Here is a 15,571-nt window from a genome sequence, read left to right as displayed (position 1 = left end):
AGTAATTCACCTCTCTTCCCTGCTCTTATACTCTAAATAAAGAAAATCTATGATCATGACAAGGTATCCTGTCAGCAATCCCACACCTAAGCCCCACATCGCAATTAACTCTTGATATTTGGCTGCAAATAAAATTAATAACCCAATCGTGGCGAATCTTGAATATGTACTTACCGCTGTCGCCTTAAACTTCACGTTTTCTCCATTTGTTACGCGATCTAACAGCTTGTCTGTTCTACGTGCAATGATGCGCAAACTAAGAAAACTGAAAATCGTTCCGATAATCAGCCCAAGAAATACATCCTTGTAAGAGGTGAATCCCCATCCTAGCACTAGAAGCGCAAGCAAGTAGTACATATATTTCTTTTGTCTTTGGACAAGTCCATGTACGTCTATCATCATTGCTCTCCCGAATAGTAATGTCGAATGAGTCGAATCATTGCGTATATCCCTGTTCCTAATCCGAGTAATAACCCTATAATAAGAAACAATGGAAACGTTCCAACCTTATTATCAATCCACTGCCCACCAAAGATCCCAATAAGAATAGAACCGACTAACTGAGCAAGAATACCTGACATTAAAGCATAAGCTTTTATATGGCTGCGATCGTTTTTTTGCAAGGATTCATCCCTCCAATATGTAACCCTCATTCACGATGTGTTAATAATAACTCATTTTTTTGCATAAATCCTATACAAAATAAAAAGTTTACATTTTCGTCACTGAATAGATGTATTTTTGTCACTGAAAGCCCTACCATCTATCCCCGTTGTTAGCATACAATAGGGTATTAACAGTGTCAACGAGAAATCGTAAAAAATCAAAAAATTTGAGTATTAGTCATTTCCTCCCAAAAATGAAAACGTTCCCCTTCTAAATACTGGTTAGAGATATGCAATTTCTAACAGTTTTCTCTTTATAATAGAAGGAAATGTTCACAAGTTTGTCACTATTATATTTTTACGATATAACGCTTTCCTTCCATAATATAGTGCTCTTTAGACGTAAGACTTCTATATTATATGTGATGCACATGCAACTTATGTTGTATATACTATGTATATTTATCCCCCTCCCCTACTTAATCAAGGTACAAAAAAACGAGAGGGAATCCCCTCTCGTCAGTTGTCTTACTTCGTTCCGAATAAACGGTCACCAGCATCACCAAGACCTGGTACTACATATCCGTGGTCATTTAATTTCTCATCTAATGCTGCTACATAAATATCAACATCAGGATGTTCTTCTTGTACTACTTTTACTCCTTCTGGAGCTGCAACGATACACATTAATTTAATTTGCTTTGCACCGCGCTTTTTCAGAGAGTTAATTGCTTCAGCTGCAGAACCACCTGTTGCTAGCATCGGATCTAGTACGATAAAGTCACGCTCTTCTACATCCGTTGGAAGTTTCACATAGTATTCTACCGGTTGCAATGTTTTAGGGTCGCGGTATAAACCAACGTGTCCTACTTTTGCTGCTGGAATTAATTTCAGAATTCCATCAACCATTCCTAAACCTGCACGTAAAATCGGAATTAAACCAAGTTTTTTACCAGCGATCACTTTTGTTGTCGCTTTGCTTACAGGCGTTTCAATTTCAATGTCTTTAAGTGGAAGATCGCGAGTAATTTCAAAAGCCATTAAGCTTGCTACTTCGTCCACTAATTCACGAAAATCTTTCGTACCTGTATTCTTATCGCGAATATATGTAATCTTATGTTGAATTAACGGGTGATCAAATACATACAGTTTTCCCATGTGAATCTCTCCTTTAGATGATATTCATGCGTTTGCACGCTTTTTTACACTATTTACGATTGTAAAGAAAACGCTACTAATATTCAAGGGCAAATTTGGCAAAATCATGATTTTACGATGAATCTATCTAGTATCTTTACCAATTATGGGAGCTGTATCCTTCATTATATCGCCAAAATTTATTCATCATTTGTATACATACTTAAAGAACAATATATGTCCAAAAAAAAACTGCCAAAACAATTACGTCTCAGCAGTCTTCTTTCATCTATTATAGATCTGTGTACATTGGGAATTTGCTCGTTAACGCTTCTACACGCTTACGTGTTTCTTCTAATGCAGCTTCATTTTCATGATTTTTTAATGTATAAGCAATAAGTGACGCAATTTCATCCATGTCTTCTAAACCGAAACCACGTGATGTTACAGCTGCCGTACCGATACGTACACCGCTTGTTACAAATGGGCTTGCTGTTTCAAATGGAATTGTATTTTTGTTCACTGTAATACCAACTTCATCTAATACATGCTCTGCTACTTTACCTGTGATTTCTAAGTTACGAACATCAATCAGGATTAAGTGATTGTCTGTTCCGCCAGAAACAAGTGTAAGTCCTTCTTTTTGAAGACCCTCAGCTAAGCGGTTCGCATTATTAATGATATTTTGTGCATATGTTTTAAACTCATCTTGTAATGTCTCACCAAATGCAACAGCTTTTGCAGCGATTACGTGCATAAGTGGACCACCTTGAATACCAGGGAAGATTGATTTATCAATTTGTTTTGCAAATTGCTCTTCACATAAAATCATACCACCACGTGGACCACGTAATGTTTTATGTGTTGTCGTTGTAACGAAATGTGCATGTGGTACTGGGTTTGGATGTAAGCCAGCAGCTACTAAACCAGCGATATGTGCCATATCAACCATAAAGTATGCACCCACTTCATCTGCAATCTCACGGAATCGTTTGAAATCGATAACACGAGGGTATGCACTTGCACCTGCAACGATTAATTTTGGTTTATGTTCTTTCGCTTTTGCTAATACATCATCGTAATTAATACGGTGAGATTCAGCATCCACGCCATATTCTACGAAATTATATTGTACTCCACTGAAGTTAACAGGGCTTCCGTGTGTTAAGTGACCACCATGAGATAAATTCATACCAAGTACTGTATCGCCTTGCTCTAAAATCGTGAAGTATACTGCCATGTTCGCTTGTGCACCAGAATGCGGTTGAACATTTACATGCTCTGCACCAAAAATTTCTTTCGCGCGATCACGTGCGATATCTTCTACTACGTCTACGTGCTCACAGCCACCATAGTAACGTTTTCCAGGATATCCTTCAGCATACTTATTCGTTAAAACAGAACCTTGCGCCTCCATTACTGCTTCACTTACGAAGTTTTCCGAAGCAATTAACTCAATCTTTGAACGCTGTCTTCCTAGTTCTGCCTCAATTGCAGCAAATACCTTTTCATCTTGACGTTTTAAATGATCCACCAAAATCCCCCTTTTCTGAACGAATTACATCGATTCCCAATAGTTTTTTCTCATTTATTCAGAAAAAACGAAAATTCAGGTTGTAATTCTTTCGAACCTTCATGTTTTCAACTACATTCTAACATGACTTTCTATATCATAAAAGAAAAAAAAGACCGAAAATCGGTCTTTTCTTTTTTCTATGATAAAGTCAGACAACATACCTTATTCGTAGGATACAATGAAACTTTAGCGGCAAGAGATTGTCTCTTCCTGCGCTCCATAAACAGCACGTGCTCCACCAATTAGTTTCCCACGTGTTGTTGCCATCGTTACATGTGCACTTCCAATTTCCTTCACACCTGTACGAACCGGAACAGCTACATGCTTTAAATGCATACCGATAAATGTATCACCAATATCCATTCCTGCATCTGCTTTAATAAACTCAATTACTACCGGATCTTTCAAATTGTGATACGCATATGTTGCTAATGCACCACCTGCTGATCTAACAGGCGTAACTGTTACAATTTCAAATTGATATTTCATCGCCAACTCTCTCTCAACTACTAAGGCACGATTTAAATGCTCACAACATTGAAACGCCAACTCAATACCTGTTTGCTCTTGAAATTGTTTTAACTCAGAAAAAATCGCCTCTGCTACTTCCATCGTTCCTGATGTTCCAATTCTTTCTCCTAGCACTTCGCTCGTGCTACACCCCATTACAAAAATTTGACCACTTTGTAATGAAGCTTGTTCTTGGAAATCAGAAAGCGACACTTGTAACTGTTCTCTTACCTTTACGATTTCTGTCATTACGCCTCTTCCTTTCACAGGTTGGTTCACCAAATTATATTTCATACTGCTTCTAGTTAGAATCTATTACTTTGTTTCGTATGTTTTAATTTTTCCTACGCGGTTTTCGTGACGACCACCTTCATAGTCAGTTGTTAACCAAATTTTTGCGATGTCACGCGCTAGACCTGCACCAATTACACGCTCGCCCATTGCTAGCATGTTCGTATCATTATGCTCTCTCGTTGCTTTCGCACTGAAAGTATCATGAACTAATGCACAACGAATACCATTTACTTTGTTCGCTGCAATTGACATACCGATGCCTGTCCCGCAAACTAAAATACCACGATCTACTTCGCCATTCGCTACCATTTCCGCTGCTGGAAACGCAAAATCAGGGTAATCAACAGAACCAGCTTCACATTCACAACCTAAATCAACATATTCAATATTTAACTCTTCTAATAAACTTACAAATTCTTTACGGATATTCATACCGCCGTGATCAGATGCTACTACTACTTTCATTTTTACCCCTCCAAAGTTTCAATCAATTATCTTCATCTCTCACTCGCTACCATAATGGAACGAAGTGATCTCCAATATCGTATTATACACGAAACATCAACCTTCTGAATGTTTTTTCAGTAAAGTTTGTACAAGTTTTTCCATCTCTTCTAACGTTTCTTTATAAATAGAAAGTGATCCGCCAAATGGATCTGAAATATCCTTACTTATCCCCTCGGTTACTCCATATAATGTATCTACTTTCTTTTCAACACTCGGATAATGCCCAAGTACAATTTGCTTATGGTTTTCCGTCATTGTTACTACAATATCTGCCCAATCAATCAAAGCTTCATTTACCTGCTGCGAAGCATGATCGATTGCAATTCCCTTTTCAGCTAAAGCTTCCTTTGCATATATCGACGCATCACTTCCAGGATAGGCGAAAACACCAGCAGATTGCACTTCAAATTTACCTTCCCCATGATGACGAAGTAACGCCTCAGCCATCGGGCTACGGCATGTATTTCCAGTGCAAACAAATAATACTCGTTTCATCTAACCCCACCCCTTTTCTCTACTTCCTTTCCTTTATCATAGCGTACATAAGAATAGAACAAAAGAAATGTGAATATACGAAAGGCGCATTTCTCTTATATTTTTTCTAAGAAAAATGCGCCTTATCCACATATATGTGAAACCCTATTTCCAAGTGCCCAAAGTATTTTAACATACATAAGGAACAGACTACAAAACAAAATAAGGAATCCATTTCATACGAAACGGATTCCTTTCATGCAATAATTATTTCATTGTAACTTTCATTACTTCTGTTGAACCTTTTGTAGCAGTTACACCTACAGTTGTCTTAATAGACTCAGCTGCATCTGTATTTGTGATAACGATTGGAGTAATTGTGCTTTTCGCTTTTTCACGGATTAATTCTAGGTCGAATGAGATTAATTTATCTCCAGCTTTTACAGCTTGTCCTTCAGAAACGTGAGCTTCGAAACCTTCGCCTTCCATTTTTACAGTTTCTAATCCAACGTGAATTAAAATTTCTGTACCGTTTTTCGCTTTAATTCCAATCGCATGTTTCGTGTGGAATAATTGTACGATTTCACCATCAACTGGAGATACAACTACACCTTCAGTAGGATCGATTGCAACACCGTCGCCCATCATACGACCAGCGAATACTGGATCTGGTACTTCTTCAATATTTTTCACTGCTCCAGTTAATGGAGCTACGATTGTTTCTTCATTTGTTTTTGAACCAAGACCGAATAATTTTTTAAACATAGGATAGTCCTCCTTATAATTTACCTAAAAGTTTATAGGGCAATCTCTATTAAAGATCCAAATAAACGTAAGACCTCATACTTCGAATATTATACTGTAAAAACGCTTTCGAAATAAATTACGTCATTACTACTAGACTCTTATTGTAGCGCCTCACAAAATTCCAGTCAATTCTGATTGTCTGAATAACAATAAGAAGTTAACTTCTACTTATATTTTCTCTTTTTTTACCCAACTTGTCTAGAGGTCTTTACTACATTTTATTTTTTGTTGTTAATTTGTAAAATTTAATTCAAACTTTTTTCGAAACCCACTTGACTAAAGTAAGTAACTATTTTATTATTGCTTACATAAGATAAGTTAATAACTTTTGGGAGGTTTTTAAAAATGATGGATTTCGGTCTTCTTATTATTCGTCTTATTATAGGTATTACATTCATGGGTCATGGTGCTCAAAAATTATTTGGTTGGTTCGGCGGTTACGGTTTAAAAGGAACAGGCGGCTGGATGGAATCAATCGGTTTACGCCCTGGTGTATTCATGGCATTTATGGCTGGCGCAACTGAATTATTAGGTGGTTTCTTATTCGCATCAGGTATTTTCACTGCAGTTGGTTCATTATTTATCGTTGGAACAATGTTAATGGCAATCTTCACTGTTCACGGAAAAAATGGTTACTGGGTGACACAAAACGGATATGAATACAATTTAATGTTAATCGCTGTTGCGATTGGTGTAGCTTTAATCGGACCTGGCGCATACGTTTTACTGTAATATTTATCTCAGTTTCGAGACTATTTAAAAAGAACTTACTTCATTACAATTGAAGTAAGTTCTTTTTATGTAATAAAAATATTTTTCCAGCAGGAGTTTTCCACTAACATCTTGTAAACAAACAATAAGTCGTTACATTCAGAAAGGGGATTTTACACATGTTATCCATTAATCCAAATAAACAAACAGAAAAAGAGAATTACAAATTATTAACAGGAAGTATCATTCCACGCCCTGTCGCATTCGTTACTTCCGTAACAAAAGACGGCGTATTAAACGGAGCACCGTATAGTTATTTCAATATTGTCGCTGCTAATCCACCACTTATCTCAGTTTCTGTACAACGAAAAGCAGGAACACCGAAAGATACTTCTCGAAACGCAATTGAAAAAGGTGAGTTTGTCGTACATATTTCTGATGAATCTTACGTAGAAGCAATTAACGAAACAGCAGCTAACCTCCCGCCAAATGAGAGTGAAATTGAACTAGCAAAACTAACACCAATTGAAAGTGACGTCATCTCCGTCCCAGGTGTAAAAGAAGCAAATATTCGAATGGAATGCGTACTAGAACGCGCAATCCCTCTTGGCGGAACAGAAGACTCACCAGCTTGCGATTTACTAATCGGACGCGTCGTTCGTTTCCACGTCGCAGAGCACCTATACGAAAAAGGTCGCATTCACGCAGAAGGACTAAAACCAGTAAGCCGCCTAGCAGGACACAACTACGCAAAACTAGGAGAACAATTTGAATTGGTAAGGCCTATCTAAAAGTGGAAGCGGCTCTTTCAGAATGGGAGGGGGATGGAGCTTCTGACAAAGAGGCGCTTTTTGCCTCGTAGGAAGACGCGAAGCCACCGACCATTCTAGCCGCTGGAACTGGATATATCTAAAAGCAGATGCGGCTCTTTCAGAATCGCAGGACACTTCAAGCTCTCGACCTTGAAGCGCTTTTTGCTTCATGCGAGAGAGCGAAATGAACGGAGATTCTAGCCGCTGGAGCTGGATATATCTAAAAGCGGAAGCAATTCGCTCAAAATAGAATACCTATAAAATATAAAAGGCTGTACCAAATTAATTTGGTACAGCCTTTTCATAGAAGAAGAAAAATAATTTTTCAATTTTGGTCATCGACCTCTTTTACCATCATTGGTCATCGGTAAAAAGTAACAGTGTGATTGGTTATTGGATGATTGGTTGTCCCTTTGCCATCACAAAATCTCATTTTACAAAAGTGGTCTTCTTCTATGCCTTGAAGCGGAGTCTCACCACTTCAAGGTTTAAAAGTATTTTTCACCATCGAAGTCTAGTTCAACCGCGTAGTTTTTCGCATTAATTAAATTGGACAATCTATTAGCTTGTCTCTCTAACTCTAAACCTTTTACACGATATACTTCAGGATCGAACATCGCTACTTTTAAAAGAGACGATGTTTCACCGTAAGAATATACATGCTCTTCTTTCTTACTCACGCCAAACTCTTTACACTTTCGAGCTTTCGCACGTAACTGTGTTGCGAGCTCTATCGCTTCAACAATCGTTACGTTTTCTCCGTTGAAATTAACTTCGTTTTGAATATTTGCTTCATACATCAATTTATCTAAAAGACGAAAATCAGCGCGAACTTCATCTAATTCCTGTTCCACCTGTACCAATGTACGCGTCTGTTTTGGAAGTGTATCACCTTTTTCAATTTCAACAAATCCAATTTGGTTCATCTCTTCTTCTAATTCATGTATTCTTTTCGATAATACGCTTTTTAATTTTACAGCTTCTGCTAAAGAAATGTTAGACATAGTCTCCCCCTTATATCTCTTCCTTCTGCTCCTCTAAAGTAGGTACTTTCTCTTTTTTCGGTTTCCCAAGCTTAATTACTAAGAAATATAGGGAAAGCAATGTAATAAGAAAAACGATTATAAACGGATACGGAGAATAAAAGGCACGCGCCGCCTCCGTTTTTCCCGCAACAAACTTCAATGACTCAATATCTAAAAACTCAGCAAACATTTGTACACCGAGCATACTAAACCAAAAAACAAAAAAACTAATAATAATACCAAAAACTTGCTTCAATCTCGTCATTCATCTCATCCTTTCTATTTGTGTAATTTTTTAGCGCAATCAATATAGTATAAATACAACTATGCACAGAAAGGAGCTATCTTACCATTCGCGAATTAACTTCATCCAACCTAAAATTGAAATTTGCAAAATAATACCCCAAATAACAAGCAGTCGCAACCATCTAGGAAAGAAAGTTACAAATCGAATATACCATTCCAATAGCTTGTTCATAACGCCCTCCTCCTTAAAATTATATAGGAAAAAGGAGATATAATCCAAATCCAACCAAAATGATACCGCCTACTATCTCACCATATGTGCCGAGCATATCTTTCGCATGCCTACCAATTAATAAACCAAGCCACGCTAATAACATACTAACAAATCCAAAAAGTAATATCGTAATAAGTGTCTGCGCCCCGTAAATACCAAGACTAAGGCCTACTGAAAAACTATCTATACTAACACCAAATGCAAATACGAATAAGCTAATTCCAATAGGGGCCGTTCTAGTCTCTTCATTCTCCAAAACAGATGAATATACAATATAAAATCCTAGTCCAATTAATAAAATAGCACCTGCAAAATGTGCAACATCTCCATACTGCTCTGATAAAAAACGACCTAATACCATCCCTATAAATGGCATGATAATATGAAATATCCCTATCGTCATACCGATATACAGGATTTGTCTTCCCTTTAAGGTCATCATTCCCATACCAAGACTCACCGAGAACGCATCCATCCCTAAGGCGAATGCCATAATTGTTAAAGGTAGTAGCTGTTCAAACGTCATTCATGTCCCTCCTCGGACGTGCTACTTCAAAATATGCTTATCCGAGGAGAAATATTCTGTTTGCTAATCGTACCTTATCATTCAGTAATAATTTGATGCCCTGCCGCTTTCGTTAAACGATTCATAATGGCATTCCCTATTCCTTCATCCGGGAATGATTCACTAAAAATAACATCCACTTCACTTGCATCAAACGTTCTAAGTACATCATATAATTTAGTCGCAACGCTTGCTAAATCGCTTCGAACACCACAAGACAATACAACATCTGCGTTGTATACATGCTGATACTCTTCTGTCGTTAATACACCTACTTTGAACCCTTCTTCTTTCTTCTCATCCACAAGGCGTTGAATAAATTCACGTGAACCTTCCACAATACTCAGTGGCGCTTTCGGTGCATAATGTGTATATTTCATTCCAGGTGATTTCGGTTTTTCCTTCTCATCCTTTAAAGCCGGATCTAAAGAAACAGTACCAATCACCGCTTCCAATTGTTCTTTCGTAATCCCACCTGGGCGTAATATCGTTGGAACATCGCTCGTACAATCAATTACAGTCGATTCAACACCTACTCCAGTCGCACCACCATCTACAATACCTGCGATTTTCTCATTTAAATCTTCATATACGTGAGACGCTAATGTCGGACTTGGACGACCAGAACGATTCGCACTCGGTGCTGCAACAGGTACATTTGCCTCTTCAATAAGAGCAAGCGCTACTGGATGATCAGGCATTCTTACTCCAACCGTATTAAGTCCTGCCGTCACCTTCTCTGAAATTCCTTCTTTTCTAGGTAAAATAATTGTTAACGGACCTGGCCAAAAATGTTCCATTAACTTCTCTGCAACTGGCGGAATTTCTTTCACAATCCCGTCCAACTGTGACTTTGTACCGATGTGGACAATCAGTGGATTATCACTCGGTCTTCCTTTCGCTTCAAAAATTTTCGCGATTGCTTCATCATTCATCGCGTTGGCGCCTAGACCATATACCGTTTCTGTAGGAAAGGCAATCGCCTCGTTTTCCCTTAATAATTTTGCTGCTTCTTGTAACTGTGGATAATATTTATTTCTTTCCACAACATTATCCACAACCCACATATTTGTATGCATTTTTTCACACGTCCTTTTCTACCCTGAAATACTTGTCTATTTTTAGTTTACTATGAGATTTATCCAAAAGACAAACAAGGTTTATCCACAAAATGTGGATAAACCTAATTAATCCGTGGATAACTTTGTGAATAGCTGACAATTTAGTATTATTGCATTTGGCTCTTTTATATTTTTACAAAAGTGTTCTAACTGTCGAATTCTCTCTGGTACGTTTTCTTTCTCTATAGTAACAAAGTCAAAAAACTGAAAGATTGTTATAGATTGTGGATGATTTGTTAGTAAGTACAATTGTCGAATATTTTTTTCTTTCATATACTGCAAAAACATTTCAAAAAAATATAAGAAAGTCTGTTTATCCACATTAGGTGTGAATAAACAAGAACGAATCAGTGCGTGTTCTTCACTTTGTTCATATCCGATAACAGCCCGTATTTCTTCCGCCTCTTCCAAAATCATAAATTGCGCGTACAACTCATTTATTTTATCATCTTTTTTATTAGCTTGTCCGAAAAAAGAATGCAATCTTTCCACATCTGCTTTCGTTGCAAAATATACTTTCTTCATAGTAAATCCCTCCTCTTTTTTATATATGAGAAGGGATTTACTAATAGTACTATTTAGAGAATAAAGATGTAAAAGCTTCTACAATAAATAACTTCACTTCTGGCTTTTCTTCTTCCTCCTCTACTTTTACATACTCATTTTGTTTTTCTTGCTTTTGTTCCACAGGTTTCTCCACTTTTTCCACAGTTTTTGTTTCTTCTTTACTTACAGGTTGTTCTTCTACTTTCGTTTCATTTTTTACTAACTTCTTTTCAGAAGCTGTTACTTTTTTTGCAACTTCCTGCTTTACAACTTTCGTTTCTTTCACTTTATCCTCTTTCTTCTCTCTTACATCCACTACTTCCTCATCTTGTTTCTTAACTTCTCCTTCTTCAGGAGATTCAGCCTTCACAACATGTTCTTCTTTCCTTACAGCTGTACCACTTGAAAAATCTAAGAAACACATCGGCGGAAATAATACACACCACCAGTTTGCCCCTTCACCTTCCCCAATTGTAATCAATACCGCCTCATATTCCCCTGCTGGGTAAATAAAATTCCCATATACCTTTGTAGGAAACTTTACATTCTTACTGAATTTCACTTGAAATGAATCTTTACTTCCTTCTTTTTTCAACGTATTTGCCACTGTTTTTTCGATTTCTGGAATATGACTTTGAATGACTTTGCGCGCCTCTTCAAATGAAGTTAAATCCGCTACCCATCCATCAATTTGTGCTTTTACTTCATCACGCACTTTGCGCTTTAACGCCTGATCTTTATCTGAATCACTATTTGCTAAAATTCGTAATCGAACGGCCTCTTTCGGAATAACTGAAGGCCCTTTCGCATCAGCTTTCATATATCCAAACTGCACAAGCAACTGTGCACCAATTAATAATAGAAGAAGATAAGCAATAACTTGTTTTTTCATTTCCTCCACCGTCCCTTCTACAAACAGTGTGGACAGACTTTCATCTTTCTAAACTATTAAATTCAAAATCTATATAAATTTTCCCACAAAAAATAGAGTAAGGTCTGAACCTTACTCCATCTCTGCAAATACCATACGATCTTTTCCGTTAATATCAAAAACAACCTCAACATGAGCATGTGGAAAAGTTTGTTGTAACAACCCTTTCACGTCCTCACCTTGCCCTACTCCAATTTCAAATGCCACAATTGCTTTCTTCTGTAACACATTCGGCAACTCTTCCATAAAACGGCGATAGAAATCTAATCCGTCTTCACCGCCAACAAGCGCTCTCTTTGGCTCATGCTCTTTCACCACAGGAGAAAGGCCACACCAATCCTCTTCCGGTATATATGGGGGGTTTGAAACAACAACATCTAACTTTTGACCTGTTTTATGAAATGGCGATAATAAATCACCGTGATAGAACGTTACTTCTGCGCCCAAAGTTTTTGCATTTTCTTTCGCAACTTCAATCGACTCTTGTGCAATATCTACCGTATACACATGAAGATTTTTATTTTCTAAAGCAAGCGTAATAGAAATCGCTCCACTACCTGTACCGATATCTGACACATGCAGTTTCTCATCACCAAAATGACGCTCGATTCTTTCTAACACTCCCACTATAAGCTCTTCTGTTTCCGGTCTTGGTATTAATACTTCTTCATTCACAAAGAACGACCGTCCATAAAACATTTCATAACCAATCATATATTGAATAGGAATACCTTCTACATGCTTATGAATAAACTCCGTAAAACTTGTTTCTTGTTCCACAGTTATTTCTTCACGCATATTCATGAGCATTCCGGTTCTGTTCGTCTTTAATACATGGCAAAGGACAATTTCTCCCGCATTTTCATCTCGTCCATTTTCCTGTAAAAAAGAAGAAGCCCATTTCAGGGCTTCATAGACACGCATTACTCAGCTGCCTCCATCTTTTGAGCCTGATCTTCCATCACTAAGGCATTGATGAAATCATCTAACTTACCTTGTAAGATTTGATCTAGCTTTTGAATCGTTAAACCGATTCGATGGTCTGTAACACGGTTTTGCGGGAAATTATACGTACGAATACGCTCTGAACGATCACCAGTACCAACAGCTTGTTTACGGTTTTGATCATACTCAGCTTGCGCTTCTTGTCTAAACTTATCATAAACACGTGCGCGTAATACTTTCATCGCTTTTTCTTTATTCTTAATTTGTGATTTTTCATCCTGACACGATACAACTACACCAGTCGGTAAATGCGTTAAACGTACCGCTGACATCGTTGTATTAACACTTTGTCCACCAGGACCACTAGAAGCAAACGTATCAACACGAACATCTTTTTCATGAATACTAATTTCTACTTCTTCTGCCTCTGGTAATACAGCTACAGTTGCTGTAGATGTATGAATACGTCCACCAGATTCCGTTTCAGGAACACGTTGTACACGGTGAGCACCATTCTCGAATTTTAGCTTCGCGAACGCACCTTTACCGTTAATCATAAAGATAATCTCTTTATATCCACCTAACTCTGTATAGCTCGCTTCGATAATTTCAGTTTTCCAACCTTGTACCTCAGCATAACGGCTATACATACGATATAAATCACCAGCAAATAAAGCTGCCTCATCACCACCAGCAGCACCACGAACCTCAACGATAACGTTTTTATCATCATTAGGGTCTTTTGGAACAAGTAAAATTTTCAGACGCTCTGACAATTCTTTATCTTGTCCTTCTAATTCAGAAACCTCTTCTTTTACCATTTCACGCATATCAGCGTCTAACTTATCTTCTAACATTGCTTTTGCATCTCTTAATTGCTCACGAACATCTTTATACTCACGGTACACCTCTACCGTTTCCTGCATATCAGATTGTTCCTTTGAATACTCACGAAGCTTATTCGTATCACTAATAACCTCTGGGTCACTTAACAATTCATTTAACTTCTCATAACGATCTTCTACAGCTTGCAAACGATCTAACACACCATTCACCTCTACATCCTAGTATCTAATACAATTAGTATATGGTACTTAATAAAAAAAACGCAAATTATATTTAAAAGTGGAGGTGGCTCACTCACCTCTGACTGCCTAACGTTCTTAGCTGTACGAAGAGCCGACCACCAATCTTCATCTATTTTGAAAAAAACCCGCTCTACATAGCGAGTTTCATTTATCTTTGTTTTGTAGGTACTGCATGGCAATGACGACAACGTGGTTCATACGATTCTGAAGCCCCAACTAAAATAATCGGATCATCAAATGCCGCTGGTTCTCCATCGATTAAACGTTGCGTACGACTTGCAGGAGATCCACATGCAGAACAAACTGCCTGCAATTTAGTTACATGTTCAGCAATCGCCATTAGCTGAGGAACTTGTCCAAATGGTAGACCACGGAAATCTTGGTCTAATCCAGCTACAATGACACGATAGCCACGATTTGCCAATACTTGCACCACTTCCACAATGTCCCCATCAAAAAATTGTACCTCATCGATTGCAATAACATCCATTTCTTCTGTTACATGGTTAAATATATCTTTTGACGCTGAAACAGGAACTGCTTTAACCTTTAATCCATTATGTGATACAACATCTTCTTCACTATAACGATTATCAATACATGGTTTAAATACAATCGCATGTTGTTTCGCAAATTGCGTACGGCGTATACGGCGGATGAGCTCTTCTGACTTTCCAGAAAACATACTCCCGCAAATCACTTCAATCCAACCATTTTGATTCATTAAGTACATTGAGCTCTCCTTTCATCTACTTTCCTAATCCAAAGTAGGGTAAAGGTTTAATATTTTTGCAAAAAAAACAGACAAGCGAATACATACACTTGCCTGTTTTATGTTCTTTATTACTTGATACCGTACTTCTTATTGAAGCGGTCAACACGTCCGTCTGCAGTAGCAAACTTCTGACGTCCAGTGTAGAATGGGTGAGAATCAGAACTGATCTCAATTTTTAGTAATGGATAAGTGTTACCATCTTCCCACTCAACAGTTTCGCTAGAGCCTTTAGTAGACCCGCTTAAGAATTTGAAGCCTGTGTTCGTGTCCATAAATACAACTTTATTGTAATTTGGATGGATTCCTGCTTTCATTCTTTTCATCTCCTTCCGCCCTGAATCATTTTCGAAACAGAGTTTTTCATCTTCAGCTGCTTACACAACTATATTGATGAAACACATATGATGAAATTATAACAAGGCTAACTCCATTTTGCAACTACCTGTTTTTGTCTTTTTGAATTTAAAAGCAAAAGCGGCTCGTTTAGAATCGCAGGACATTGGAACTCTCGACCTTGAAGCGCTTTTTGCTTCGAGTGAGAGAGTGAAATGGCCGGAGATTCTAGCCGCCGGAGCTGGATATAATTTAAAGTGGAGACGGCTCGCTCAGCTCTGACTGGCTA

General features: G+C 37.8%; 22 protein-coding genes. 2 read left to right on the top strand and 20 right to left on the bottom strand.

All coding sequences use genetic code 11. The features are described 5' to 3' along the window. Positions 1 to 6: 6 nt before the first annotated feature. The 9 genes from PDL00_RS33130 to PDL00_RS33090 form a co-directional block, all read right to left on the bottom strand. Positions 7 to 399, bottom strand: coding sequence for an ATP synthase subunit I (locus tag PDL00_RS33130; protein WP_000567600.1), 393 nt, complete (start codon positions 397 to 399; stop codon positions 7 to 9). Further along, positions 399 to 623: an AtpZ/AtpI family protein gene (locus tag PDL00_RS33125; protein WP_001171218.1), complete on the bottom strand. Its 225-nt coding sequence runs from the start codon at positions 621 to 623 to the stop codon at positions 399 to 401. The genes PDL00_RS33130 and PDL00_RS33125 overlap by 1 nt, the downstream gene beginning before the upstream one ends. A gap of 26 nt (positions 624 to 649) precedes the next feature. Further along, positions 650 to 763, bottom strand: a complete 114-nt coding sequence (locus PDL00_RS33120) for a DUF4024 domain-containing protein (protein ID WP_071724806.1) — start codon at positions 761 to 763, stop codon at positions 650 to 652. A gap of 370 nt (positions 764 to 1,133) precedes the next feature. Beyond that, the gene (gene upp / locus PDL00_RS33115; protein ID WP_000517539.1) at positions 1,134 to 1,763 is read right to left on the bottom strand and encodes a uracil phosphoribosyltransferase; all 630 of its coding nucleotides are present in this window, start codon (positions 1,761 to 1,763) and stop codon (positions 1,134 to 1,136) included. Positions 1,764 to 2,034: 271 nt separating this feature from the next. Continuing rightward, entirely contained in the window at positions 2,035 to 3,276 is a 1,242-nt protein-coding gene (gene glyA, locus PDL00_RS33110; protein WP_242257246.1) for a serine hydroxymethyltransferase, read from the bottom strand. A 228-nt stretch (positions 3,277 to 3,504) separates the two neighbouring features. Then, positions 3,505 to 4,122, bottom strand: coding sequence for a TIGR01440 family protein (locus PDL00_RS33105; protein WP_242257247.1), 618 nt, complete (start codon positions 4,120 to 4,122; stop codon positions 3,505 to 3,507). A gap of 21 nt (positions 4,123 to 4,143) precedes the next feature. Further along, positions 4,144 to 4,587 (bottom strand): ribose 5-phosphate isomerase B, encoded by a 444-nt coding sequence (gene rpiB, locus PDL00_RS33100; RefSeq protein WP_270733706.1) that lies wholly within the window; start codon positions 4,585 to 4,587, stop codon positions 4,144 to 4,146. Positions 4,588 to 4,683: 96 nt separating this feature from the next. Further along, positions 4,684 to 5,124 carry a low molecular weight protein arginine phosphatase gene (locus PDL00_RS33095; protein ID WP_242257248.1) on the bottom strand — a complete coding sequence of 147 codons (441 nt, stop codon included), beginning with the start codon at positions 5,122 to 5,124 and terminating at the stop codon, positions 4,684 to 4,686. 246 nt (positions 5,125 to 5,370) lie between these two features. After that, positions 5,371 to 5,868, bottom strand: a complete 498-nt coding sequence (locus tag PDL00_RS33090) for a PTS sugar transporter subunit IIA (protein ID WP_000473666.1) — start codon at positions 5,866 to 5,868, stop codon at positions 5,371 to 5,373. A gap of 387 nt (positions 5,869 to 6,255) precedes the next feature. On the opposite strand from PDL00_RS33090, the gene PDL00_RS33085 reads away from it, so the two are divergent. Further along, positions 6,256 to 6,642, top strand: a complete 387-nt coding sequence (locus PDL00_RS33085) for a DoxX family protein (RefSeq protein ID WP_061680023.1) — start codon at positions 6,256 to 6,258, stop codon at positions 6,640 to 6,642. Between the two features lie 158 nt (positions 6,643 to 6,800). Continuing rightward, a complete protein-coding gene (locus PDL00_RS33080; protein ID WP_270733705.1) occupies positions 6,801 to 7,412 on the top strand; it encodes a flavin reductase family protein in 612 nt (203 codons plus the stop codon). 509 nt (positions 7,413 to 7,921) lie between these two features. On the opposite strand, the gene PDL00_RS33075 is transcribed toward PDL00_RS33080, so the two are convergent. The 11 genes from PDL00_RS33075 to PDL00_RS33025 all read right to left on the bottom strand — a co-directional run bounded on the left by PDL00_RS33075 (position 7,922) and on the right by PDL00_RS33025 (position 15,263). Next, a complete protein-coding gene (locus PDL00_RS33075; protein ID WP_073517196.1) occupies positions 7,922 to 8,437 on the bottom strand; it encodes a hypothetical protein in 516 nt (171 codons plus the stop codon). A 10-nt stretch (positions 8,438 to 8,447) separates the two neighbouring features. Next, positions 8,448 to 8,723 carry a DUF3935 domain-containing protein gene (locus PDL00_RS33070; protein WP_000197468.1) on the bottom strand — a complete coding sequence of 92 codons (276 nt, stop codon included), beginning with the start codon at positions 8,721 to 8,723 and terminating at the stop codon, positions 8,448 to 8,450. Positions 8,724 to 8,804: 81 nt separating this feature from the next. Further along, positions 8,805 to 8,936 (bottom strand): hypothetical protein, encoded by a 132-nt coding sequence (locus tag PDL00_RS33065; protein WP_001037631.1) that lies wholly within the window; start codon positions 8,934 to 8,936, stop codon positions 8,805 to 8,807. Positions 8,937 to 8,955: 19 nt separating this feature from the next. Continuing rightward, positions 8,956 to 9,504, bottom strand: coding sequence for a manganese efflux pump MntP (locus tag PDL00_RS33060; RefSeq protein ID WP_242257361.1), 549 nt, complete (start codon positions 9,502 to 9,504; stop codon positions 8,956 to 8,958). Between the two features lie 77 nt (positions 9,505 to 9,581). Continuing rightward, entirely contained in the window at positions 9,582 to 10,622 is a 1,041-nt protein-coding gene (locus PDL00_RS33055; RefSeq protein WP_270733697.1) for an L-threonylcarbamoyladenylate synthase, read from the bottom strand. Positions 10,623 to 10,730: 108 nt separating this feature from the next. Beyond that, positions 10,731 to 11,189 carry a mechanosensitive ion channel protein gene (locus PDL00_RS33050; RefSeq protein ID WP_242257362.1) on the bottom strand — a complete coding sequence of 153 codons (459 nt, stop codon included), beginning with the start codon at positions 11,187 to 11,189 and terminating at the stop codon, positions 10,731 to 10,733. 49 nt (positions 11,190 to 11,238) lie between these two features. Next, positions 11,239 to 12,102 (bottom strand): stage II sporulation protein R, encoded by an 864-nt coding sequence (gene spoIIR, locus PDL00_RS33045; protein WP_262741388.1) that lies wholly within the window; start codon positions 12,100 to 12,102, stop codon positions 11,239 to 11,241. A 111-nt stretch (positions 12,103 to 12,213) separates the two neighbouring features. Next, on the bottom strand, positions 12,214 to 13,065 hold the full coding sequence (gene prmC / locus PDL00_RS33040; RefSeq protein ID WP_270733696.1) for a peptide chain release factor N(5)-glutamine methyltransferase: 852 nt from the start codon (positions 13,063 to 13,065) through the stop codon (positions 12,214 to 12,216). After that, on the bottom strand, positions 13,065 to 14,132 hold the full coding sequence (gene prfA / locus PDL00_RS33035; RefSeq protein WP_033656424.1) for a peptide chain release factor 1: 1,068 nt from the start codon (positions 14,130 to 14,132) through the stop codon (positions 13,065 to 13,067). Before prfA ends, prmC begins: the two co-directional genes overlap by 1 nt. Positions 14,133 to 14,322: 190 nt before the next feature. Next, positions 14,323 to 14,907 (bottom strand): thymidine kinase, encoded by a 585-nt coding sequence (locus PDL00_RS33030; protein ID WP_000281086.1) that lies wholly within the window; start codon positions 14,905 to 14,907, stop codon positions 14,323 to 14,325. A gap of 110 nt (positions 14,908 to 15,017) precedes the next feature. Continuing rightward, on the bottom strand, positions 15,018 to 15,263 hold the full coding sequence (locus tag PDL00_RS33025; protein WP_000643447.1) for a type B 50S ribosomal protein L31: 246 nt from the start codon (positions 15,261 to 15,263) through the stop codon (positions 15,018 to 15,020). Between the last annotated feature and the right edge of the window lie 308 nt (positions 15,264 to 15,571).

Source organism: Bacillus cereus group sp. TH152-1LC (assembly GCF_027710505.1).
Classification (GTDB): Bacteria; Bacillota; Bacilli; order Bacillales; family Bacillaceae_G; genus Bacillus_A; species Bacillus_A mobilis.
This window is presented reverse-complemented; position numbering and strand designations above follow the sequence as displayed.

Bases quoted from the DNA above. Each gene is read 5' to 3' on its own strand.
- PDL00_RS33085 (WP_061680023.1), top strand. From the start codon at position 6,256: ATGATGGATTTCGGTCTTCTTATTATTCGTCTTATTATAGGTATTACA.
- PDL00_RS33050 (WP_242257362.1), bottom strand. From the start codon at position 11,189: ATGAAGAAAGTATATTTTGCAACGAAAGCAGATGTGGAAAGATTGCAT.
- PDL00_RS33120 (WP_071724806.1), bottom strand. From the start codon at position 763: ATGGTAGGGCTTTCAGTGACAAAAATACATCTATTCAGTGACGAAAAT.
- prmC (WP_270733696.1), bottom strand. From the start codon at position 13,065: ATGCGTGTCTATGAAGCCCTGAAATGGGCTTCTTCTTTTTTACAGGAA.
- upp (WP_000517539.1), bottom strand. From the start codon at position 1,763: ATGGGAAAACTGTATGTATTTGATCACCCGTTAATTCAACATAAGATT.
- PDL00_RS33065 (WP_001037631.1), bottom strand. From the start codon at position 8,936: ATGAACAAGCTATTGGAATGGTATATTCGATTTGTAACTTTCTTTCCT.
- PDL00_RS33030 (WP_000281086.1), bottom strand. From the start codon at position 14,907: ATGTACTTAATGAATCAAAATGGTTGGATTGAAGTGATTTGCGGGAGT.
- PDL00_RS33060 (WP_242257361.1), bottom strand. From the start codon at position 9,504: ATGACGTTTGAACAGCTACTACCTTTAACAATTATGGCATTCGCCTTA.
- PDL00_RS33105 (WP_242257247.1), bottom strand. From the start codon at position 4,122: ATGAAATATAATTTGGTGAACCAACCTGTGAAAGGAAGAGGCGTAATG.
- rpiB (WP_270733706.1), bottom strand. From the start codon at position 4,587: ATGAAAGTAGTAGTAGCATCTGATCACGGCGGTATGAATATCCGTAAA.
- PDL00_RS33025 (WP_000643447.1), bottom strand. From the start codon at position 15,263: ATGAAAGCAGGAATCCATCCAAATTACAATAAAGTTGTATTTATGGAC.
- spoIIR (WP_262741388.1), bottom strand. From the start codon at position 12,102: ATGAAAAAACAAGTTATTGCTTATCTTCTTCTATTATTAATTGGTGCA.
- PDL00_RS33095 (WP_242257248.1), bottom strand. From the start codon at position 5,124: ATGAAACGAGTATTATTTGTTTGCACTGGAAATACATGCCGTAGCCCG.
- PDL00_RS33075 (WP_073517196.1), bottom strand. From the start codon at position 8,437: ATGTCTAACATTTCTTTAGCAGAAGCTGTAAAATTAAAAAGCGTATTA.
- PDL00_RS33130 (WP_000567600.1), bottom strand. From the start codon at position 399: ATGATAGACGTACATGGACTTGTCCAAAGACAAAAGAAATATATGTAC.
- PDL00_RS33080 (WP_270733705.1), top strand. From the start codon at position 6,801: ATGTTATCCATTAATCCAAATAAACAAACAGAAAAAGAGAATTACAAA.
- PDL00_RS33055 (WP_270733697.1), bottom strand. From the start codon at position 10,622: ATGCATACAAATATGTGGGTTGTGGATAATGTTGTGGAAAGAAATAAA.
- PDL00_RS33070 (WP_000197468.1), bottom strand. From the start codon at position 8,723: ATGACGAGATTGAAGCAAGTTTTTGGTATTATTATTAGTTTTTTTGTT.
- PDL00_RS33090 (WP_000473666.1), bottom strand. From the start codon at position 5,868: ATGTTTAAAAAATTATTCGGTCTTGGTTCAAAAACAAATGAAGAAACA.